23 protein-coding genes are annotated in these 21,463 nt (G+C 67.0%); 22 read left to right on the forward strand and 1 reads right to left on the reverse strand.

Annotated elements, in window-relative coordinates; genetic code table 11:
- The first annotated feature begins 7 nt into the window (after positions 1–7).
- The 20 genes from D9601_RS04790 to D9601_RS04885 all read left to right on the forward strand — a co-directional run bounded on the left by D9601_RS04790 (position 8) and on the right by D9601_RS04885 (position 17,476).
- Entirely contained in the window at positions 8–1,219 is a 1,212-nt protein-coding gene (locus D9601_RS04790; RefSeq protein WP_198353386.1) for an NADH-quinone oxidoreductase subunit D, read from the forward strand.
- The gene (locus D9601_RS04795) at positions 1,219–1,887 is read left to right on the forward strand and encodes a complex I 24 kDa subunit family protein (protein ID WP_198352739.1); all 669 of its coding nucleotides are present in this window, start codon (positions 1,219–1,221) and stop codon (positions 1,885–1,887) included. The genes D9601_RS04790 and D9601_RS04795 overlap by 1 nt, the downstream gene beginning before the upstream one ends.
- Positions 1,884–2,114, forward strand: coding sequence for a hypothetical protein (locus D9601_RS04800; protein ID WP_198352740.1), 231 nt, complete (start codon positions 1,884–1,886; stop codon positions 2,112–2,114). Before D9601_RS04795 ends, D9601_RS04800 begins: the two co-directional genes overlap by 4 nt.
- A 1-nt stretch (position 2,115) precedes the next feature.
- The gene (gene nuoF, locus D9601_RS04805) at positions 2,116–3,420 is read left to right on the forward strand and encodes an NADH-quinone oxidoreductase subunit NuoF (RefSeq protein WP_198353387.1); all 1,305 of its coding nucleotides are present in this window, start codon (positions 2,116–2,118) and stop codon (positions 3,418–3,420) included.
- Positions 3,417–3,668, forward strand: a complete 252-nt coding sequence (locus tag D9601_RS04810; RefSeq protein WP_198352741.1) for a hypothetical protein — start codon at positions 3,417–3,419, stop codon at positions 3,666–3,668. Before nuoF ends, D9601_RS04810 begins: the two co-directional genes overlap by 4 nt.
- 1 nt (position 3,669) lies before the next feature.
- Complete coding sequence (gene nuoG / locus D9601_RS04815) at positions 3,670–5,685, forward strand: NADH-quinone oxidoreductase subunit NuoG (RefSeq protein ID WP_198352742.1); 2,016 nt, start codon at positions 3,670–3,672, stop codon at positions 5,683–5,685.
- Positions 5,685–5,924: a hypothetical protein gene (locus D9601_RS04820; protein WP_198352743.1), complete on the forward strand. Its 240-nt coding sequence runs from the start codon at positions 5,685–5,687 to the stop codon at positions 5,922–5,924. Before nuoG ends, D9601_RS04820 begins: the two co-directional genes overlap by 1 nt.
- Positions 5,921–6,970, forward strand: coding sequence for an NADH-quinone oxidoreductase subunit NuoH (nuoH, locus tag D9601_RS04825; protein WP_198352744.1), 1,050 nt, complete (start codon positions 5,921–5,923; stop codon positions 6,968–6,970). The genes D9601_RS04820 and nuoH overlap by 4 nt, the downstream gene beginning before the upstream one ends.
- Positions 6,967–7,098: a hypothetical protein gene (locus tag D9601_RS20000; protein ID WP_269769644.1), complete on the forward strand. Its 132-nt coding sequence runs from the start codon at positions 6,967–6,969 to the stop codon at positions 7,096–7,098. The genes nuoH and D9601_RS20000 overlap by 4 nt, the downstream gene beginning before the upstream one ends.
- Complete coding sequence (gene nuoI / locus D9601_RS04835; RefSeq protein WP_198352746.1) at positions 7,095–7,580, forward strand: NADH-quinone oxidoreductase subunit NuoI; 486 nt, start codon at positions 7,095–7,097, stop codon at positions 7,578–7,580. The genes D9601_RS20000 and nuoI overlap by 4 nt, the downstream gene beginning before the upstream one ends.
- A 45-nt stretch (positions 7,581–7,625) precedes the next feature.
- Positions 7,626–8,237, forward strand: a complete 612-nt coding sequence (locus D9601_RS04840; protein WP_198352747.1) for an NADH-quinone oxidoreductase subunit J — start codon at positions 7,626–7,628, stop codon at positions 8,235–8,237.
- Complete coding sequence (gene nuoK, locus D9601_RS04845; protein WP_115380523.1) at positions 8,234–8,542, forward strand: NADH-quinone oxidoreductase subunit NuoK; 309 nt, start codon at positions 8,234–8,236, stop codon at positions 8,540–8,542. The genes D9601_RS04840 and nuoK overlap by 4 nt, the downstream gene beginning before the upstream one ends.
- Positions 8,543–8,549: 7 nt before the next feature.
- Entirely contained in the window at positions 8,550–10,730 is a 2,181-nt protein-coding gene (gene nuoL / locus D9601_RS04850) for an NADH-quinone oxidoreductase subunit L (RefSeq protein WP_198352748.1), read from the forward strand.
- Positions 10,727–12,256 carry an NADH-quinone oxidoreductase subunit M gene (locus tag D9601_RS04855; RefSeq protein WP_198352749.1) on the forward strand — a complete coding sequence of 510 codons (1,530 nt, stop codon included), beginning with the start codon at positions 10,727–10,729 and terminating at the stop codon, positions 12,254–12,256. The genes nuoL and D9601_RS04855 overlap by 4 nt, the downstream gene beginning before the upstream one ends.
- The gene (nuoN, locus tag D9601_RS04860) at positions 12,256–13,701 is read left to right on the forward strand and encodes an NADH-quinone oxidoreductase subunit NuoN (RefSeq protein ID WP_198352750.1); all 1,446 of its coding nucleotides are present in this window, start codon (positions 12,256–12,258) and stop codon (positions 13,699–13,701) included. The genes D9601_RS04855 and nuoN overlap by 1 nt, the downstream gene beginning before the upstream one ends.
- A complete protein-coding gene (locus D9601_RS04865; RefSeq protein ID WP_198353389.1) occupies positions 13,698–14,399 on the forward strand; it encodes a biotin--[acetyl-CoA-carboxylase] ligase in 702 nt (233 codons plus the stop codon). Before nuoN ends, D9601_RS04865 begins: the two co-directional genes overlap by 4 nt.
- Before the next feature lie 47 nt (positions 14,400–14,446).
- Positions 14,447–15,229, forward strand: coding sequence for a type III pantothenate kinase (locus D9601_RS04870; protein WP_198352751.1), 783 nt, complete (start codon positions 14,447–14,449; stop codon positions 15,227–15,229).
- A 55-nt stretch (positions 15,230–15,284) separates the two neighbouring features.
- Complete coding sequence (locus tag D9601_RS04875) at positions 15,285–16,925, forward strand: ribonuclease J (RefSeq protein ID WP_198352752.1); 1,641 nt, start codon at positions 15,285–15,287, stop codon at positions 16,923–16,925.
- A gap of 13 nt (positions 16,926–16,938) precedes the next feature.
- On the forward strand, positions 16,939–17,226 hold the full coding sequence (locus D9601_RS04880; RefSeq protein WP_198352753.1) for a DUF1467 family protein: 288 nt from the start codon (positions 16,939–16,941) through the stop codon (positions 17,224–17,226).
- Between the two features lie 94 nt (positions 17,227–17,320).
- Positions 17,321–17,476 (forward strand): hypothetical protein, encoded by a 156-nt coding sequence (locus D9601_RS04885; protein WP_198353466.1) that lies wholly within the window; start codon positions 17,321–17,323, stop codon positions 17,474–17,476.
- A gap of 51 nt (positions 17,477–17,527) precedes the next feature.
- Here the strand turns inward: D9601_RS04885 and D9601_RS04890 are convergent, their stop codons facing one another.
- Positions 17,528–19,747 carry a hypothetical protein gene (locus D9601_RS04890; RefSeq protein ID WP_443024713.1) on the reverse strand — a complete coding sequence of 740 codons (2,220 nt, stop codon included), beginning with the start codon at positions 19,745–19,747 and terminating at the stop codon, positions 17,528–17,530.
- Between the two features lie 160 nt (positions 19,748–19,907).
- Here D9601_RS04890 and D9601_RS04895 point away from each other — a divergent pair, with 160 nt between their 5' ends.
- Together D9601_RS04895 and D9601_RS04900 are read left to right on the forward strand one after the other, a co-directional pair.
- Complete coding sequence (locus D9601_RS04895) at positions 19,908–20,198, forward strand: Hpt domain-containing protein (RefSeq protein WP_198352755.1); 291 nt, start codon at positions 19,908–19,910, stop codon at positions 20,196–20,198.
- A gap of 63 nt (positions 20,199–20,261) precedes the next feature.
- Positions 20,262–21,443, forward strand: coding sequence for a hypothetical protein (locus tag D9601_RS04900; RefSeq protein WP_198352756.1), 1,182 nt, complete (start codon positions 20,262–20,264; stop codon positions 21,441–21,443).
- Positions 21,444–21,463 lie beyond the last annotated feature (20 nt).

The following is a 21,463-nucleotide window of genomic DNA, read 5'->3' on the forward strand; positions in this document are numbered from 1 at the left end:
CGAGCTGATGGGTGTCGAGGACGCCGCCGATCCGACGACCGGCGACGTCACCATCCAGAACTATACGATCAACTTCGGCCCGCAGCATCCCGCGGCGCACGGCGTGCTGCGCCTCGTCATGGAGCTGGACGGCGAGATCATCGAGCGGGTCGACCCGCACGTCGGCCTGCTGCACCGCGGCACCGAGAAGCTGATCGAATACAAGACCTATGCGCAGGCGATCCCCTATTTCGATCGCCTCGATTATTGCTCGCCGATGTGCATGGAGCACACGTTCGTCCTTGCGATCGAGAAGCTGCTCGATCTCGAGGTGCCGCTGCGCGCGCAATACCTCCGCGTGTTCTTCGCCGAACTGACCCGCATCTCGAACCACATGCTGAACCTCGGTTCGCACGTGATGGACGTCGGCGCGATGACGCCGAACCTGTGGCTGTTCGAGATCCGCGAGGATTGCTACAATTTCTTCGAGCGCGCCTCGGGCGCGCGCATGCATCACAATTACATGCGTCCCGGCGGCGTCCATCAGGACGTGCCGCTGAAGCTGCTGACCGACATCGCCGACTGGCTCGACACGCGCCTGCCGCGCCTGTTCGAGGATGCGATCAGCCTGGTTGCCGACAACCGCATCTTCAAGCAGCGCAACGTCGACATCGCGACGGTGAGCCGCGAGGACGCGATCGCCTGGGGCTTCTCCGGCCCGATGATCCGGGCGGCGGGCATTCCCTGGGACCTGCGCAAGTCGCAGCCCTATGACGTCTACGACCGGATGGACTTCGACATCCCCGTCGGCACCAAGGGCGATTGCTATGATCGCTTCATGGTGCGCGTCGAGGAGGTCCGCCAGTCGGCGCGGATCATGAAGCAATGCCTCGCCGAGATGCCGGAGGGGCCGATCGCCTCGACGGACCGCAAGGTGGTGCCGCCCAAGCGCGCCGAGATGAAGCGCTCGATGGAAGCGCTGATCCATCACTTCAAGCTCTACACCGAGGGCTATCACGTGCCCGCGGGCGAAGTGTATGTCGCGACCGAGAGCCCGAAGGGCGAGTTCGGCGTGTTCCTCGTCTCCGACGGGTCGAACAAGCCCTACCGCTGCAAGATCCGCCCGACCGCGTTCAGCCATCTGCAGGCGATGGACTTCATGTCCAAGGGCCACATGCTGGCCGACACGACCGCGATCCTAGGCGCGATGGACATCGTTTTTGGTGAATGTGACCGCTGATGGCTGAAGCACCGCAGATCCCCGACGAGGCCGAGACCCGCGCACGCTGGGGCGGTTTCGCGTGGACCGAAGAAAACCAGAAGAAGGCGAATGCAATCCTCGCCCGCTATCCGGCGGGGCGCGAGCAATCGGCGTCGATCCCGTTTCTCGACCTCGCCCAGCGCCAGGTCGGCGCCGAGACGCAGACGCAGGGCTGGCTGCCCGTGCCGGTGATCGAGTTCGTCGCGCGTCAGATCGGCGTGCCGTACATGCGCGTGTTCGAGGTCGCGACCTTCTACACGATGTTCAACCTCGCGCCGGTCGGTCGTTATCACGTGCAGGTCTGCGGCACGACGCCGTGCATGCTGCGCGGCTCCGACGACGTGCTCGCGGCGTGCAAGAACAAGGGGCTGATCAAGGGCAAGACGACGCCCGACGGCCTGTTCACGCTGACCGAGGTCGAGTGCCTGGGCACCTGCGCCAATGCGCCGATGGTGCAGATCAACGACGACAATTACGAGGACCTCGACTACGATCGCACGATCGCGGTGCTGGAGGCGCTGGCCAAGGGCGAGCAGCCGAAGACCGGGTCGACGATCGGCCGCCAGACGAGCTGCCCCGAAGGCGGCCCGACGACGCTGACGGCGATGGTCGGGGACAATCATGACTACCGCGGGGAGTGGGCATGACCGTCGAGCAGACCCATTTCATTACCGACATGCTGCGCGGCATCCGCCAGGATGTGGCGGACGTCCGTACCCGCATGACCGGCATCGAACTGCGTCAGTCGGCCATGGAGCAGCGCTTGCTCGGCATCGACACGCACCTCGTCGCCGTACAGCACGGCGTCGATGGGATGTCCGCGGATATGCGCCGCGTGCAGCAACGACTTGAACTCGTTGATGGGGAAGGCTGACGTGCTCGCCGACAAGGACCGCATCTTCACCAACGTCTACGGGTTCCAACCCTGGAACCTTCAGGCAGCGCAGAAACGTGGCGACTGGGACAATACCAAGGCGCTGATGGCCATCGGCCAGGACGCGATCATCGACGTCATCAAGGCGTCGGGTTTGCGCGGCCGTGGCGGCGCGGGCTTCCCCACCGGCACCAAATGGTCGTTCATGCCCAAGGAGCCGAAGCCCGACCGGCCGAACTTCCTGGTGATCAACGCCGACGAATCCGAGCCGGGGTCGTGCAAGGACCGCGAGATCATCCGCCACGATCCGCACAAGCTGATCGAGGGCGCGCTGATTGCCGGCTTCGCGATGCGCGCGCGCGCCGCCTATATCTACATCCGCGGCGAATATATCCGCGAGGCCGAGACGTTGTTCGCGGCGGTCGCCGAGGCTTATGACGCCGGCCTGATCGGCAAGAACGCTTGCGGCTCCGGCTATGACTTCGACGTCTTCGTCCACCGTGGTGCCGGCGCCTATATCTGCGGCGAAGAGACCGCGATGCTCGAAAGCCTCGAGGGCAAGAAGGGCCAGCCGCGGCTCAAGCCGCCGTTCCCGGCGGGAGCGGGACTCTACGGCTGCCCAACGACGGTCAACAACGTCGAGAGCATCGCCGTCGCGCCGACCATCCTGCGCCGTGGCGCCGCGTGGTTCTCCTCCTTCGGGCGCGAGAACAACAAGGGCACCAAGCTCTTCCAGATCAGCGGGCATGTAAACAAGCCCTGCGTGGTCGAGGATGCGATGGGCATCAGCTTCCGCGAGCTGATCGAGACGCATTGCGGCGGCATCCGCGGCGGCTGGGACAATCTGCTCGCGGTAATCCCGGGCGGATCGTCGGTGCCGCTGGTGCCCGCCAAGGACATCATCGACGCGCCGATGGACTTCGATGGCCTCAAGGCGGTCGGCTCGGGCCTCGGCACCGCGGCGGTGATCGTGATGGACAAGTCGACCGACATCGTCCGCGCGATCAGCCGGATCAGCTATTTCTACAAGCACGAGAGCTGCGGCCAGTGCACGCCGTGCCGCGAGGGCACGGGGTGGATGTGGCGCGTGATGGAGCGGCTGCGCACCGGCGACGCCGACATCAGCGAGATCGACACGCTGCAACAGGTGACGAAGCAGGTCGAGGGTCACACCATCTGTGCGCTCGGCGATGCCGCCGCGTGGCCGATCCAGGGCCTGATCCGCCACTTCCGGCCCGAGATCGAGCGCCGGATCAACGAACGCAACGGCGGCACGCTCGCCCCGATGCAGGAGGCGGCGGAGTGACGGACGACCGCGCCGATCTGATGCTGGAGATCTTGAAGCGGGTCCAATCGGACCTCTCGCTCATGCGACGCGAGCAAACCTCGCTGTCCACGCGCCTGCTCGCGATGGAAGATCATCAGCGCGGTATCATCACCTCGCTGCAAGGCGTCGTGACGTCCATCCATGGCGTCGAAGTCGACGTGGCTCATTTGAAGGATCGCGTCGATCGGATCGAGCATCGGCTCGGCCTCCGCGATACGGAACACTGATATGCCGAAGCTTAAAGTAGACGGGATCGAGGTCGAGGTGCCGCAGGGCGCGACGGTCCTCCAGGCATGCGAAGCCGCGGGCAAGGAAATCCCGCGCTTCTGCTATCACGAGCGCCTGTCGATCGCCGGCAATTGCCGCATGTGCCTGGTCGAGGTGAAGCCCGGGCCGCCGAAGCCGCAGGCGTCGTGCGCGCTGCCCGCCGCCGACAATCAGGAAGTGTTCACCACCACGCCGATGGTGAAGAACGCGCGCGAAGGCGTGATGGAATTCCTGCTGATCAACCATCCGCTCGACTGCCCGATCTGCGATCAGGGCGGCGAATGCGATCTGCAGGATCAGTCGATGGCCTATGGCAAGGGCCATAGCCGCTATACCGAGAACAAGCGCGCGGTGACCGAGAAGTATATGGGTCCGATCGTCAAGACGATCATGACCCGTTGCATCCAGTGCACCCGCTGCGTGCGGTTCGCCGAGGAGGTTGCCGGCGTCGAGGAGATCGGCGCGATCTACCGCGGCGAGGACATGCAGATCACCTCCTACCTCGAACAGGCGGTGACCAGCGAGCTGAGCGGCAACGTCGTCGATTTGTGCCCGGTCGGGGCGCTGACCAGCAAGCCCTATGCCTATGAGGCGCGGCCCTGGGAGCTTCGCAAGACGCTGACCATCGACGTGCAGGATGCGGTTGGCACCAACATCCGCCTCGACAGCCGCGGCCGGCAAGTGCTGCGCTGCGTCCCGCGCATCAACGAGGACGTCAACGAGGAATGGGCGCACGATAAGACGCGCCATCACGTCGACGGGCTGATCCGCCGCCGGCTCGACCGCCCCTATGTGCGGCGCGACGGCAAGCTCGCCCCGGTCAGCTGGGACGAGGCGTTCGCAGTCATCAAGGAGCGCGTCGGAGCAGCCGGATCGAACGTCGCGGCGGTGGCCGGCGACCTGGTCGATTGCGAGACGATGTATGCCGCCAAGGCGCTGCTCGCCAAGCTCGGCTCGACCAAGCTGGAAGGCCGGCAGACGGGCATGGATTATGATGTGTCCAGCCTGGCGGCGGTCAATTTCAACACGACGATCGCGGGCGTGGAGCAGGCGGACGTTATCCTGCTGGTCGGCACCAATCTCCGCTGGGAAGCGCCGCTGATCAACACGCGGATCCGCAAGGCGATCAAGAAGGGCGCCAAGGTCTTCGCGATCGGCCCCGAGACGGAGCTGACGTACAAGGCCGAGTGGCTCGGCACCGATCTGTCGCTGCTTGGCGGCCTGCCCGAGGCCGCGGCGAAGGCGTTCACCGACGCCAAGGCGCCGATGGTGATCGTCGGCGGCGGCGCGCTGAAGGGCGGCCATGGTGCGGCACTGGCGTTCGCCAAGCAGTACAACCTCGTCCGCACGCTCGAGAACGGCAGTGCCTGGAACGGCTTCAACGTCGTCCATATGGCCGCGAGCCGGATGGGCGGCTTGATGCTCGGCTATGCGCAGCAGGGCGGCATCGCCGATGTCGCGGATGCGGGCGTCACCTTCTTCCTCGGCGCCGACGAGGTCGACTTCACCAAGTTCGGTGGCTTCAAGGTCTATGTCGGCCATCACGGCGATGCCGGCGCGCATCATGCCGACGTGATCCTGCCGGGTTCGACCTATGCCGAGAAATCGGGCACCTGGGTCAATACCGAAGGGCGCGTGCAGCGTGGCGAGCGCGCGGTGTTCGCGCCGGGCGACGCGCGCGAGGATTGGACCATCTTCCGCGCCCTGTCGGAAGTGCTGGGGGCGACCTTGCCCTTCGACAGCCTGGCCGGGTTGCGCGAGGCGATGGCGACCGAGGTGCCGGCGCTGCGTCATCCCGGTCTGGTGACGTTCGAATGGAACCCGCCGGCGCTCGACGCGACCGGGCAGGGCGATCTCGCCGGCTATCCGATCAAGGACTTCTATCTCACCAACGCGATCTGCCGCGCCAGCCCGACGATGCAGCGCTGCTCGGCCGAACTGGTCCATGGTGAAGCGTTCGCGGAGGCGGCGGAGTGATGGCCGGCGTGTCTGTCTTCGTGGTTCGCGTCAGCGTGCCGGTGCTGCTGGCCATCGCCGTGATCAACGTCCTTGGATCGCTGATCATGGTGGCGACCGCTCGCACGGGTATGCCGGGTGGCCTGCTGTTCGCCCTTTCCGCGGCATTGAGTTCCGCGTTGGTGCCCTTCATTGCCGCCGCGGTCCTGGCGCGCTTCGACGGATGGTTTTCGCTTTGGGCGGGGAGCAAGGCCCAATGACCAATTTCTTCAACACCACCGTCGGCCTGCCCTATGGCTGGGCGTGGTTCGTCGCGACCGTGGTCGGCATCTTGGTCATCGCGCTGCCGCTGATGCTGGCGGTGGCGATGATCATCTACGCCGATCGTAAGATCTGGGCGGCGATGGCGCTGCGCCGCGGTCCGAACGTCGTCGGGCCGTTCGGCCTGCTCCAGTCGTTCGCCGACGGCCTCAAGGTCTTCCTGCAGGAGACGATCATCCCGTCGGCGGCGAACCGCGGCCTGTTCCTGCTCGCGCCGATCATCACCTTCACTGTCGCGTTGATCGTCTGGGCGGTGGTGCCGTTCGGGGCGGGGGTGGTGGTGTCCGACATCAACGTCGGTCTGCTCTACGTGCTCGCCGCCTCGTCGCTCGGCGTCTATGGCATCATCATCTCGGGCTGGGCATCCAACTCGAAATACCCGTTCTACTCGGCGTTGCGCGCCGCGGCGCAGATGGTCAGCTACGAAGTCGCGATCGGCTTCGTCCTGATCACCGTCGTGATGTGGGCGGGCAGCTTCAACCTGTCGTCGATCGTGATGGCGCAGCAGAATCTGTACGGCCTGCCGATCAACGGCTTCGTGCTCAATCCTTTGCTGTTCCCGATGTCGGTGGTGTTCCTGATCTCCGGCATGGCGGAGACCGGCCGTGCGCCGTTCGACCTGACCGAGGCGGAGAGCGAGCTCGTCGCCGGCTATCAGACCGAATATAGCTCGATGAGCTTCGCGCTCTTCTGGCTCGGCGAATATGCCAACGTGCTGCTGATGTGCGCGCTCAACGCCACCCTGTTCTGGGGCGGCTGGCTGCCGTTCTTCAATTTCGCGCCGTTCACCTGGGTGCCGGGCGTCATCAACCTGCTGATCAAGATCCTGATCTTCTTCTTCATCTTCAGCTGGGTGAAGGCGACGGTGCCGCGGTACCGCTATGACCAGCTGATGCGGCTGGGCTGGAAGATCTTCCTGCCGCTGTCGCTGTTCTGGGTGTTCCTGGTGTCGGGCGTGCTGATGTGGATGCGCGTGCCGGCGTGAACCGGGTGAATGCCTTCATCCTGCGGGCGGGGCTCGACCCCGCGGCAGTCAAGCGCCGCGCCTTGGGCGGCGTGATCATCGGATTGACGGTCGTGGCCATCGACCGGGTTATGGGGTTTGGATCGTGAGCGTCGCACAGATCGTCAAATCGTTCACGCTTTGGGAGTTCGTGAAGGCGCATGCCCTCACGCTGAAGTATTTCTTCAAGCCCAAGGCGACGATCAACTATCCGTTCGAGCGGAATCCGGTCAGCCCGCGCTTCCGCGGCGAACATGCGCTGCGCCGCTATCCGAACGGCGAGGAACGCTGCATCGCGTGCAAGCTGTGCGAGGCGGTGTGTCCGGCGCAGGCGATCACGATCGAGGCCGAGCCGCGCGACGACGGCAGCCGCCGCACGACGCGCTACGACATCGACATGACCAAGTGCATCTATTGCGGCCTGTGCCAGGAAGCCTGCCCGGTCGATGCGATCGTCGAGGGGCCGAACCTCGAATTCTCGACCGAGACGCGCGAGGAGCTGATCTACGACAAGGCCAAGCTGCTCGACAACGGCGACCGTTGGGAGCGGGCGATCGCGGCGAACCTTGCCGCCGATGCGCCGTACCGTTAATGCGCGCCGCGTCGATTATCCGGGCTTAAGGGGGCCGACCGAATCGTGATCCAGGCTCTTGCCTTCTACCTGTTCGCCATCATCGTGATCGGCTCGGGTGCGATGACCATCTCGTCGCGCAACCCGGTCCATTCGGTGATGTGGCTGATCCTCGCCTTCTTCAACGCCGCGGGTCTGATGATCCTCGTCGGGGCGGAATTCATCGCGATGCTGCTCGTCATCGTCTATGTCGGCGCGGTCGCGGTGCTGTTCTTGTTCGTCGTGATGATGCTCGACATCGAGGTGGCGCAGATGCGCGCCGGCTTCGCGCGTTATCTGCCGCTCGGCCTGGCGCTGGCGGTCGGCCTGGCGGCGGAGATCATCATCGCGGTCGGCGCGTGGAGCGCGGGCGGGGTCAAGCTGTCGCAGCGTATCGCGCCGATCGACGGAACGGTGCCCAACATCCAGGCGATCGGCAATCTGCTCTACACGCGCTATCTGTTCGTCTTCGAAGGGGCAGGATTCGTGCTGCTCGTCGCGATGATCGGCGCGATCGTGCTGACCCATCGCCAGCGCGGCGGGGTACGGGCGCAATCGCCCTTCCGCCAGATCGCCCGCCGTCCCGAAGACGCGACGCGCAACGTCCAGCCGCCGGTCGGCGAGGGGGTCCAGCTGTGACCATCGGTCTTATCCATTACCTGGTCGTCGCGGCGATCCTGTTCACCATGGGGGTGCTGGGCATCTTCCTGAACCGCAAGAACCTGATCGTCATCCTGATGGCGATCGAGCTGATCCTGCTGGCGGTGAACATCAATCTCGTCGCCTTCTCCGCCTTCCTGCACGATCTGGTCGGGCAGGTGTTCGCGATGTTCGTGCTGACCGTCGCCGCCGGCGAGGCCGCGATCGGGCTGGCGATCCTGGTGATCTATTTCCGTGGCCGCGGCACGATCGCGGTCGACGACGTCAACCGGATGAAGGGGTGATCGGCAGGTGACGTCTATCCTGTTCATTGTATTCCTGCCGCTGCTCGCAGCGGCAGTCGCCGGGCTCGGCAACAAGGCGATCGGCTTCGGTCCCGCCAAGTTGGTGACCACCGGCGCGCTGTTCGCCTCGTGCCTGCTCAGCTGGCCGATCTTCCTCGGCTTCCTGTCGGGCGCCAACACCGCGACGGTGGTGCCGGTGTTCGAATGGATCGCCAGCGGCGACATGAACGTCGCCTGGTCGCTGCGCGTCGACCAGTTGACCGCGATAATGCTGGTGGTGATCACCACCGTGTCGGCGCTCGTCCACCTCTATAGCTGGGGCTATATGAGCGAGGACCCGGACCAGCCACGCTTCTTCGCCTATCTCTCGCTGTTCACCTTCGCGATGCTGATGCTCGTCACCGCGGACACTTTGGTGCAGATGTTCTTCGGCTGGGAAGGCGTCGGCCTCGCCAGCTACCTCCTCATCGGCTTCTGGTTCCGCAAGCCGAGCGCCAATGCCGCAGCGATCAAGGCGTTCGTCGTCAATCGCGTCGGCGACCTCGGCTTCATGCTCGGCATCTTCGGCACCTTCCTGGTGTTCGGCACCGTGTCGATCCCGGCGATCCTCGCCGCCGCGCCCAACATGGCGGGCTCGACGATCGGCTTCCTCGGCTTCCGCGCGGATACGATGACGGTGCTGTGTCTGCTGCTGTTCGTCGGCGCGATGGGCAAGTCGGCGCAGCTCGGCCTGCACACCTGGCTGCCGGACGCGATGGAGGGCCCGACCCCGGTGTCGGCGCTGATCCATGCGGCGACGATGGTCACCGCGGGCGTGTTCATGGTGTGCCGCCTGTCGCCGATGTTTGAAATGTCGCCGACCGCGCTGCACTTCGTCACCTTCATCGGCGCTGCGACCTGCCTGTTCGCCGCGACGGTCGGCATGGTGCAGACTGACATCAAGCGGGTCATCGCCTATTCGACCTGTTCGCAGCTCGGCTATATGTTCTTCGCCGCCGGCGTCGGCGCCTATGGCGCGGCGATGTTCCACCTGTTCACCCACGCCTTCTTCAAGGCGTTGCTGTTCCTCGGTGCGGGCTCGGTGATCCATGCGATGCACCACGAGCAGGACATGCGCTATTACGGCGGCCTGCGCAAAAGCATCCCGCTGACCTTCTGGGGCATGATGATGGGGACGCTGGCGATCACCGGCGTCGGCTTGCCCGCGCTGTTCGGCAATCCGCTGGCCTTCGGCTTCGCCGGCTTCCATTCCAAGGACGCGATCATCGAGGCGAGCTGGGCGGCAGGCGAGCCGGGCGTGTGGTTCGTCGGCGTGCTCGTCGCGGCGATCACCAGTTTCTATTCGTGGCGGCTGATGTTCCTGACCTTCTGGGGCACGCCGCGCTGGGCCGCTTCGGAGCATATCCAGCACGCGCTGCACGACGCTCATGGGCACGACGCCCATGGCCACGGCCATGACGATCATGCCCGCGATGCGCACGGCCACGGCGATCATGCACACGACGCGCATGGCCATGACTCGCATCATCCGAGCGAGGCCCATGCCAATCCGGCGCAGGCCGAGGACTCTGGCGACCGGCCGTCGGAACATGGCCCGGCGCAGCAGGATTTGCCTGCCGGCACCGGCGGCTATCATCCGCACGAGAGCCCGCTGGTCATGCTGATCCCGCTGATCGTCCTGTCGATCGGCGCGATCGCGGCCGGCTTCGTCTTCCACGGCTTCTTCATCGAGCCGAGCGCGGGCGAGAGTTTCTGGAAGGGTGACATCGCGTTCCGCGAGCATCTGATGCATGCGATGCACGGCGTGCCGACGCTGATCAAACTGTCGGCGACGATCGCGATGCTGCTCGGGCTGGTGACCGCCTGGTATGCCTATCTCAAGGCGCCGAGCTTCCCCAAGGCGGTGTCGGACCAGTTCCGGATCCTCTACCGCTTCCTGCTCCACAAATATTATTTCGACGAGCTGTATAACCTGCTCTTCGTCCGCCCCGCCTTCGCGATCGGCCGCCTGCTGTGGCACCGCGGCGACGAGAAGACGATCGACCGGTTCGGGCCGAACGGCTCGGCCTGGGCGGTGCAGCTCTCCAGCCGGATCGCCGGCCGGCTTCAGAACGGATATGTCTATACCTATGCCTTCGTCATGCTGATCGGGCTGACCGCGGCCGTTACCTGGGCGATCGCGAAATGAGCGGCTTTCCCATCCTCTCGCTGATGCTGGCGGTCCCGGCGATCGCCGCCAGCGCCTGCCTGTTCCTCAGCCCGCAGGGCGCGCGGATGACGGCGCTGGTCGCGACGCTGATCGACTTCGCGCTCGGCGTGCTGCTGTGGACCAGCTACGACATCGGCGGCGCGCAGTGGCAGTTCGTCGAATACCAGCCGGTGTTCGGTCGCTTCGCCTGGGCGCTCGGCATCGATGGCTTCGCGCTGCTGCTGATCATGCTCAGCGTCTTCCTGATGCCGATCTGCATCGGCGCGAGCTGGCGTTCGGTGACCAATCGCGTGCCGGAATATATGGCGGCGTTCCTGTTCACCGAGGTGCTGATGATCGGCACCTTCGCGGCGCAGGACCTGTTCCTGTTCTACATCTTCTTCGAAGCCGGCCTGATCCCGATGTTCCTGATCATCGGCATCTGGGGCGGGGTGAACCGCATCTACGCGTCGTACAAATTCTTCCTGTACACGCTGCTTGGTTCGGTCGTGATGTTCATCGCCATGCTCTACATGGCGCGCGCGGCGGGGACGACGCGCATCCCCGAGCTGATGGCGTACGACTTCCCGGCGCATGTCCAGACCTGGCTATGGCTCGCCTTCTTCGCCTCCTTTGCGGTGAAGATGCCGATGTGGCCGGTGCACACCTGGCTGCCCGACGCGCACGTGCAGGCGCCGACCGCGGGTTCGGTGATCCTGGCGGGCGTGCTGCTCAAGCTCGGCGGCTACGGCTTCCTGCGCTTCAGCCTGCCGATGTTCCCGGAGGCGTCGGGCCAGCTCGCCTGGCTGATCTTCCTGCTGTCGGGGATCGCGGTCGTCTACACCAGCCTCGTCGCGCTGGTGCAGTCGGACATGAAGAAGCTGATCGCCTATAGCTCCGTGGCGCACATGGCGATCGTGACCATCGGCCTCTATGCCTTCAACCGGCAGGGGATCGAGGGGGCGATGATCATGATGCTCAGCCACGGGCTGGTGTCGGGCGCGCTGTTCCTGTGCGTCGGCGTTATCTATGACCGCCTGCACACCCGCGAGATCGCGCGCTACGGCGGCCTGGCGATCAACATGCCGCGCTATGCCCTGTTCTTCCTGTTCTTCACCATGGCGTCGATCGGCCTGCCGGGGACCAGCGGCTTCGTCGCCGAATTCCTCAGCCTGATGGGCACGTATCAGATCTCGACCTGGACGGCTTTGGTCTGCACCACCGGCATCATCCTCGGCGCGGCCTACATGCTCTATTTGTACCGCCGCGTCGTGTTCGGCGAGATCAAGTCGGAGGACGTCCGGGAAATGCAGGATCTGTCGGGGCGTGAGCTCTGGCTGCTCGCGCCGGTCGCCGCGGTCGCACTCTGGATGGGCGTCTATCCGGAAAGCTTCATGGCGCCGATGCGCAAGGATGTCGGGGTGCTGCTCGCCCGCATCGATCGCGCGGCGCCGCCGAGCGACTCCAAACCCACCGCCGGCAAAGCTGCCGCGCCTGTTCATGTTGCAGCCGAGGGCGCGCACTGATGGATTACGCCGCGAATCTCGCCATGACGCTGCCCGAGGTGATCCTCGGGGTCGGCGCCATCGTCCTGATGCTCGTCGCCGCCTGGGGCGGGCAGGGTTCGACCCGCGCCATCTCCTGGGCCGCGGTGGCGATCCTCGCCGGTGCCTGCGTCGCGGTCGCCGGTCCCGCCTCGGGTGGCGGGGTCGCGTTCGACGGCCTCTACCGCGCCGATGCCTTTGCCGGCTTCGCCAAGCTGTTGATGTTCCCGGCCGCGGCTATCGCCATCCTGATGGCGCCGGGCTTCTTCCAGCGCACCAGCGGTGACGATCTGCGCCCGGAATATCCGGTGCTGATCCTGCTCTCCGCCGCGGGCATGGGCATGATGGTATCGGCGGCCGACCTGCTGACCCTCTATGTCGGCCTCGAGCTGCAGAGCCTCGCGGCCTATGTGCTCGCCAGCTTCATGCGCCGCGACTCGCGCTCGGCGGAAGCCGGCCTGAAGTATTTCGTGCTCGGCGCGCTGGCGAGCGGCATCCTGCTCTACGGCATCAGCCTGGTCTATGGCTTCGCCGGTACGACGCTGTTCGACGGCATCGCCCAGGCCTATGCCGGCCCGCGCTCGCTGGGTCTGATCTTCGGCCTGGTGTTCGTCTTCGCCGGCCTGGCGTTCAAGATGTCGGCCGTGCCGTTCCACATGTGGACGCCGGACGTCTATGAGGGCGCGCCGACCCCGGTCACCGCCTTCTTCGCCTCTGCGCCCAAGGTGGCGGCGCTCGGTCTCGCCGTGCGCGTCGGGGTCGAGGCGATGGGCCCGGCCACCGACCAGTGGCGCCAGATCGTGATCTTCGCGGCGCTCGCCTCGATCATCCTCGGCGCGGTCGCGGCGGTGGGGCAGACCAACATCAAGCGGCTGCTCGCCTATTCGTCGATCAACAACGTCGGCTTCGCGCTGATCGGCCTGGCGGCCGGCACACCGACCGGCGTCTCGGCGGTGCTGGTGTATCTCACCATCTATGTCGTGATGACGCTGGGCTCGTTCCTGATCGTGCTGCAAATGCGCGACGCCGACGGCCAGCCGGTCGAGAGCATCGCGTCGCTCAGCGGCCTGTCGCGGACCCGTCCGGGCCTCGCCTTCGCGCTGATGATGTTCATGCTCAGCCTCGCGGGCATCCCGCCGCTGTTCGGCTTCTATGCCAAGTTCGCGGTGTTCGACGCGGCGATCGCGGCGGGGCTCTTCCCGCTGGCGGTGATCGGTTACGTCGCCTCGGTGATCGGCGCCTATTACTATCTGCGCGTCGTCAAGACGATGTACTTCGACGAACCGGCGCCGGCATTCGGCCCGAGCGACAGCAAGCTCGAGGGCGGCCTGATCGTCGTCACCGCGGCGTTCATTTCGCCGCTCGGCTATCTGCTGATCGCGCCGCTGACCGCCTGGACCACCGTCGCCGCGCAGGCGCTGTTCTGACGATCCGCACCGTCGTCGAGACGGGGTCGACCAACGCCGACCTGCTCCACCTCGCGTCGCTGGGCGCGCGCGAGGGGGAGTGGCTCCGCGCCGAGCTGCAGACTGCGGGCCGTGGGCGGCAGGGCAGGGCGTGGCAATCGCCCGCCGGCAATCTCTACGCCAGCACCTTGGTGCGGCTGCGCCCTGGCGACCCGCCGGCGCCATCGCTGGCGCTGGTCGCTGCAGTGGCGTTGCACGCGGTGCTCGCGCGGCATCTGCCCGGCCGGGCGATGCTGAAATGGCCCAACGACGTGTTGGTCGACGGAGCCAAACTGTCCGGCATCCTGCTGGAACGGAGCGGCGATGCGGTGGTGATCGGCATCGGCGTCAACGTCGCCCACCACCCCGATCTTCCCGACCGCCGCACCACCAGCCTCGCGGCGGAGGGCGCGCCGCTCGATGCGGCATCGCTAATCGAGGAACTCGCCGAGGCGGTGGCGCGCTGGCTCCAACGGTGGCGGGGCGAAGGCATCGACGCGATCCGCCGCGCCTGGCTCGCCGCGGCGCATCCGGTCGGCACCGCGCTCAACGTCCGGCTGCCGGATGGCGGGGCGATCGACGGGATCTTCGACGGCCTCGACGCCCATGGCGCCCTGGTGGTGCGCTTGGCCGATGGCGAACGGCGTGTCATGCACGCGGGCGACGTGTTTCTGCTGTAACGATAATCTGGCGGCAGCGGCCGCGCACAAGGGGATGAGGCGGAGCGATGCTGCTCGCGATCGATGCCGGTAACACCAATGTCGTCTTCGCCCTGATCGAGGGGCGGGCGATCCGCGGCCGCTGGCGGATCGCCACCGATCCGCGCCGCACCGCAGACGAATATGCCGTCTGGCTGAGCCAGTTGCTGGCGCTCGAAGGCTTCGCGCGCGAGGATGTGACGCAGGTGATCGTCGCCACCGTCGTGCCGCGCGCACTGCACAACCTGCAGGTGCTGAGCAGCAAATATTTCCGGACGGAGGCGTTGATCGCCGGTCGGGCGCCGGTCGAATGGGGCATCGCCCTCGACGTGGACGAGCCGCAGAATCTCGGCGCGGATCGTGCGGTCAATACCATCGCGGCGCATGAGCTGCATGAGGGCGACCTGATCGTCATCGATTTTGGTACGGCGACGACGTTCGACGTCAGCGATTATCGCGGCGCGTACAAGGGCGGGATCATCGCGCCGGGAATCAACCTGTCGCTCGACGCGCTGGTCAGCGCCGCCGCCAAGCTGCCGCGCATCGCGATCGAGGCGCCGGCGTCGACCAGCGTGATCGGCCGCAACACCGTCAGCCAGATGCATATCGGCATCTTCTGGGGCTATATCGCGATGATCGAGGGACTGGTCGCGCGGCTGAAGGCGGAGGTTGGCCGGCCGGTCAAGGTGATTGCCACCGGCGGCCTTGCCGTGCTGTTTGAGCAGCATACCGACGCGTTCGACGTGGTCGAGCCGGACCTGACGATACAGGGGCTGGCGATCATGGCTGAAAGAGCCCATATCCCATCCTGACGCGCTCGCGCCGTTCTGGCCTGGCGGGCGCCCAGAAATTCACCGAAAGATATTGATGACCCCCAAGAATAACGAATTGCTCTTCTGCGCGCTCGGCGGCTCGGGCGAAATCGGCATGAACGTCAACCTCTACGGCCATGCCGGCAAGTGGCTGATGGTCGATTGCGGCGTGACCTTCGCCGATGCCGCCTATCCTGGCATCGACATCGTGCTGCCCGACCTCGCCTTCATCGAGGACCGCCTCGACGATCTGGTCGGCATCGTGCTGACCCACGGGCACGAGGATCATATCGGCGCCTTGCCCTATCTGGCCGAGGATCTCGGCGTGCCGCTCTATGCGACGCCGTTCACCGCCGGGCTGATCCGCGGCAAGCTGGAAGAGGAGGGCAATGCCAATCGCGTCAAGCTGCGCATGGTGCAGCCGGGCGGGTCGGAGCAGATCGGCCCCTTCAACGTCCGCTTCGTCGAGCTGTCGCACTCGATCCCCGAGCCCAACGCGCTGGTGATCGAGACGGCGGCCGGCCGCGTCTTCCACACCGGCGATTGGAAGCTCGATCCCAATCCGGTGATCGGCCGGCCGACCAGCGGCGAGGCGCTGAGCGCGATCGGCGACGAGGGCGTCGACGTGCTGGTGTGCGATTCGACCAACGTGTTCAACGATACCGCCTCCGGCTCGGAATCGTCGGTGCGCCGCGGGCTGGCGGAAACGATCGCCAAGGCGCCCGGCCGCGTGCTGGTCACCACCTTCGCCTCCAACGCCGCGCGCCTGCACACGCTGGGCGAGGTCGCGCGCGAGACGGGGCGCAAATTGTGCGTCACCGGCCGCTCGCTCGACCGGATTTTGAAGGTCGCGCGCGCCTGCGGCTATCTGAAGGACTTTCCGGAGACGGTCGATCCCGAGACGGCGATGCGACTGCCCAAGAACAAGGTTCTGATCGTCGCCACCGGAGGCCAGGGTGAGCCGCGCGCGGCGCTGGCCCGCGTCGCCGACGGCAGCCACACAATCAAGCTCGACGAGGGCGACACCGTCATCTTCTCGTCCAAGCAGATCCCCGGCAACGAGATTGCGATCGGCAAGATCCAGAACACGCTCGCCGCCAAGGGCGTGCGGATGGTCACCGAGCGGCAGGCGCATGTCCACGTCTCCGGTCACCCGGGGCGCCCGGAACTGGCGCAGATGTACGGCTGGATCCGCCCGACGACGTTGGTGCCGGTCCATGGCGAGATGCGCCATATGATGGAGCATGCCCGCTACGCGCAGTCGCAGGGCGTCAGCCAAGCGATCGTGCAGAGCGACGGCGACATCGTCCGCCTGCTGCCCGGCGCGCCGCAGAAGCTTGGCCATGCCGGCGTCGGGCGCCTGGTGCTCGACGGCGACGTGATCCTGCCCGCCGACGGATCGACGATCAACGAGCGGCGCAAGCTGGCGATCAACGGCCAGATTTCCGTCGCCGTCGCGATCGATCGCCAGGGCCGCGGCATCGGCCGGCCGCAGGTACGCGTGCAGGGCGTGCCGGTCGAGGAGGACCGCGTCGCCTTCGTCGAGGATGCGGCGGCCGCTGCGGAGGAAGCGCTGAACGGCGGCAAGCGCGAGATCGAGAAGCGGCGCGAGGACATCCGCCTGGCGGTACGCCGCGTCGCGACGCGCTGGACCGGCAAGAAGCCGATCGTCGACGTGCTGATCGTCCAGGCCTGACCGGAGGAACGCCGTGCGCTGGACGTCGATGCTCGCGATCTACGTCCTGTTCTGGGCGTTCTCCGTCTTCCTGGTGCTGCCCTGGGGCGTGCGGACGACAAGAGAGGCGGGGGGCGAGCACGTCCCCGGCCAGGCGGAAAGCGCGCCGCATGAATTCCACCTCGGCCGGCTGGTCGTCCGGGTGACGATCGTCGCGACGATCCTGTTCCTGCTGTTCGTCGCCAATTACGAATTCGGCTGGATCACGCCGCGGATGCTCGACCTGTTCAATCCCGACGAGGTCTATCTCAACGCCGCTTAACCACCTATTCGGTAACGGATATTTTCCGGATTGGCGCTTGCCGGCAGTGTCGTCCCGGCGCTAGCGGCAGCCACCGTTCGGAGTATCGCTCGCCGTGAACCAGACCTGCCTCAACACGCTCGACCTGCTCCACCGTGCGCTGGGATTGATGGACGATGCCGGCATGGCGCTGATCGCGGCGCAGATCGCCACTGCGATCGACGAATTGGAGCGGCAGCCGCATTGCCACGGGCTGCCGCCGCTGTTCTGAGCCTACCGGCGGCAGATCGCCCGAACCCCGGCCTGGCCCGGGGCGGCCCGGTCAGCGCAACCGCTCGATCGCCTGGGCGAGGGCGACATACAGCTTGCCCATGTCCGACGACAGCAGCGTGACGCCGAGCGGCGACCCGTCGCGCTGCGCCAGGATCGTGCGCAGCATGCTTTCGAAATCATGGATGTACCGGTTCACCGCCTCGCGGAAGCTGGCATCGTCGTCGTAGAGGCGCGCGATCTCGCGCGCGTCGCCGGGTTCGAGGATGCGCACGGCGCGGCGGGTGAACACGCCGCGATCGCCCTTCAGATAGGCGGCCCAGGCACTGTCGCTGACATCGGGTGCGAACGCCTTGGTCACGTCGATCGCCGCCGAATTAAGCGACTCGATCAGCAGCGAGGCGCGTCGCGCGAAGCTGTTGCGCTCGGCCTCCTCGCGGTCCTGGCGTGCGTCTTCGATCCGCGTCTCGACCAGCGCGGTGCTGTCGAGGATCGTCTGCACCTGCGCGGCAAGCCGTTCGGTGGCGCGGGTCGCTGCATCGACCGCGCTGTCGGTGGCGTCGGCGATCGCACGCACCTGCCGCTCCACGGTGTCGCTGGTGGCGCGACGCATCGCGTCGGCGCTGGCCTGTTCGAGCGCGTCGGCCGCCTCGGGGATGACGGAGGCGAGCGTATCGCGCGCACGGTCCGCCGCGGTCGCCGCCGTGTCGCGCACCCGCAACAGGGCATCGACCAGCCGCGGCGCCGCTTCTTCCGCGAAACGGTGCGTCCGCTCGATCGTCTCGTCGACCATCGTGCCGAGCGCGTCGGCCTTGTCGCGGCCTTCGTTGAGCGTCTGCAGCAACCCTTGCGACAGCTGGTCGAGCGTGCGGCGCTGATCGGCGATGACGCCGGCGATCGCCTCGATCGCGTCATGCGTGCTTTCCGCGGCGGTGACGAGCGCAAGCAGTTCCGGCTTGGCGGCGACGACGACCTGCTTGCTCGCGGTGATCTTGCCATCGAGCCGGGTCAGCGCCTCTGGCAGGGTTTCGTCGATCTCGCGCGCCGCGGCGTCCAGCGCGATCAGCAGCGATTCGGTGGTGCCGATGGTCTTGGTCGCCATCGCCTCGCCGGTGCGCAGCGCCTCGGTCATAGCATCCGCCGATCCGCCCAGCGCGCTGATCGAGGCGGCGAGCATCTGCGTCCGCTCGACCCCCTGGCCGTGCAGCGCGTCCAGCCGCTGCTCGACGCGATCGACCTCCGCGTCGATGACCACGAGCATGTCGTCGCTGGCGGTGCGATGCTGGTCGAGCCGGGCGACGACGCGGTCGATTACATCCTCGACCGCGGCGATCCGCTCGCCGAGCGCGTCGGCGCTGTCGCGCGCGGCGCGGTCGAGTGCGGCCTGATTGGCGTGGAGCATCGCCAGCATCGCCTCGCCCTGCGCAGCGATGCCCTTGCGCGCCTCGTCGACCGCGTCGGCGGTGCGCCCGAGCAGGGCGTCGACCTCGCCCGACATTTCACTCGTCACCGCCTCGAGGCGGGCGCCCGCGGTCTCGCTGGTCGCCTCCATCCGGGCGAGATGCGCGGCGAGCCGCTGTGCCGCGCCGCCGGCGATCAGATCGGCTTCGCGCCCGCGATCGACCAGCGCGGCAAGATGGCCTTCCAGCGCGGCGGCATGCGCACCGGCGGTCAGGCCGCTCGCTTCGAGCAGGCGCCCGGCCTCCAGGATTTCCGACTGGGCGCGGGGTAGCGAGGCGAGCAGCACCCCGACGTTCGCCTGCGTCGTCGTCGCGGCGTCGGACAGGGAGCGGGCATGCGCTTCCGCCTGCTGGATCTCATCGCCAATGCCCCGCCCGATCGCCGCCAGCCGCTGGGTGGCGGCATCGCCCATCGTGCTCAGCGTGGTGATCTGTTCGGCGAGCATCTGACGATTGACGTCGAGCGAGCGCGATAGCACGCCCACCGTGCGCTCCAGGCTTTCCGCCTCCGCTCGCATCGCCCGGGCGGTGTCGCCGAACCGGCGCGCCTCGGCGCGGCTAGTGCGCAGCGCGAGCAGGCAGACGATGCCGATCAGCGCCGGCACGCTGGCCAGCGCGGCGATCAACTGGACCAGCGCCACCGGCTGCAAAAGGCCAAGATCGTCGCGGACCAGCCACAGCATCGCACCGAGCCACACCAGGCTGAGCACGGTCGCACCGGCGGGCAGAATCCAGCGTCGTGGGGTCGGCTCCGCCCCCACCGGCAATGTCCAGGCGGCATTGTCAGACAGGTCGAGCGTATCATGAGCCATGGCGGCGCCCTCGTCATAGCGGTTGGTGCTGCCGGCCTTCGCCCGCATGTCGACGATCATGAACACCCCCTGATAGTGGCGGGGAACTTAGCCAGCTTTGCTCCGTCGACAAAGCGAAACCGCAACGAAGCGTTAAGCGGTGCCCCGCTAGGGTCGGTTCATGGCCTATGACCCCGGAGCGATCGATGCGACCCTCACCGCGGCGGTGGGCGATGCGCCCGCGCTGATCGCGGAACTGCGCGTCGCCTTCGTCGAAAGCGCCGACAGCGCGGTCCAGGCGCTGGAGCAGGCACAGAGCGATGCCGAATGGCGCGATGCCGCGGCGCGGTTGACCGGTCTGGCGGCGAGCTTCGGCGCGGTGCGCCTGATGGCGATGGCCAACCGGGCGGCGACCCTGCCGCACGATGCGCCGACGCTGGCCAAGCTGAAGCGCACCGTCGCGCGCCTCTGATCGCAGCAAAAAGCACGCGCACGACCCTAGCCAGCGGGAACGCCAGCGCATAACAGCGGCCGGATGCTCGCCGGCCTTCTCTTTGCCCTGCACGATGCGGACGACCGGCCGACGATGCTGACGGCGACCCTGCCGTTCGGCGGGGTGACGCTGATCGAATATCAGGCGCGGTTGCTCGTCGCCGCGGGTGCGTCGCAACTGGTCATCGTCGTTGCCCGACTGACCCCGGAACTGCTCGGCGCGATCAACCGCATCGGTCGCCGCGGGATCGCGGTCGACACCGTCCGCACCGCCGCCGAAGCCGCCGAGAAGCTGCATCCCCTGGCACATGTCGTGATGCTTGCCGACGGCCTGACGACCACCGAGGAGATGATCGGCGCCTTCGCCCAGCCGGGCAGCGACGCGCTGCTCGTCGTGCCGGAGGATGCGGCGCCGCCGGGCTATGAACGCGTCGGCGGCGGCATGGTCTGGGCGGGCATCGCGCGGCTGGAGGCTCGGCGGGTTGCCGAACTTGCCGCCTTGCCGCGCGACTATGACGTGCCGTCGACGCTGGTCCGGCTGGCGGCGCAGGCGGGGGCGGTCAACCTGCTGCTGCCGCAGCCCGCGATGCGCGCCGGTCATGCGATCGGTCATGGCGGCGCAGCGTTGGAGGCGCGGGGGCGTGCGGTCCTGTCGGCGATGGTGGCGGGGCGCAGCGGTTGGTTCGACCGCTTCGTCGTCGCCCCGATCGCCCGTGCGCTGATTCCCGTGCTGGTGCCGCGCAGCATCCCGGCCTTGGGTGTTGCCGCTGGTGGCGGCGCGCTCGGCCTGATCGCGCTGGCGTCGATCTGGTTCGGTCATCCGGTCATCGGCTTGGGTCTCGCTGTGCTCGGCGGGATCGGCGTGGCACTGGCGAGCGTGCTCGCCGATCTGCGCGACGACGCCGGCATGGCGCGCGGTCTGGCCGCGGCGGCGCTCGTGCTGCCGGCACTGACCGCGCTGCTCTACGGCGATGCCGAGATGCGGCGCAGCGCGGAGGGCGCGACGCTGGCCCTGGCTTTTGCGCTGCTGCTCGTCGCGGCGCTCGGCGAGCGCGCGATCGGCCCCGCGACGCGGCCGAGCTGGTGGGGCAGCGCGCCCGCCTATCTGGTCGTGTTGCTGGCCGGGGCGATCGTCGCCGCGCCGACATTGGGCCTCACCGCGGCGACGCTCTATGCCGGCGCCACCGCGGCGGCCGCGATCGAACGCCTGCGGCGCCAGCCTTAGCTCGCTCTTAACGACATAGC

This window comes from Sphingomonas sp. MA1305, from assembly GCF_016107325.1.
Lineage (GTDB): Bacteria > Pseudomonadota > Alphaproteobacteria > Sphingomonadales > Sphingomonadaceae > Sphingomonas.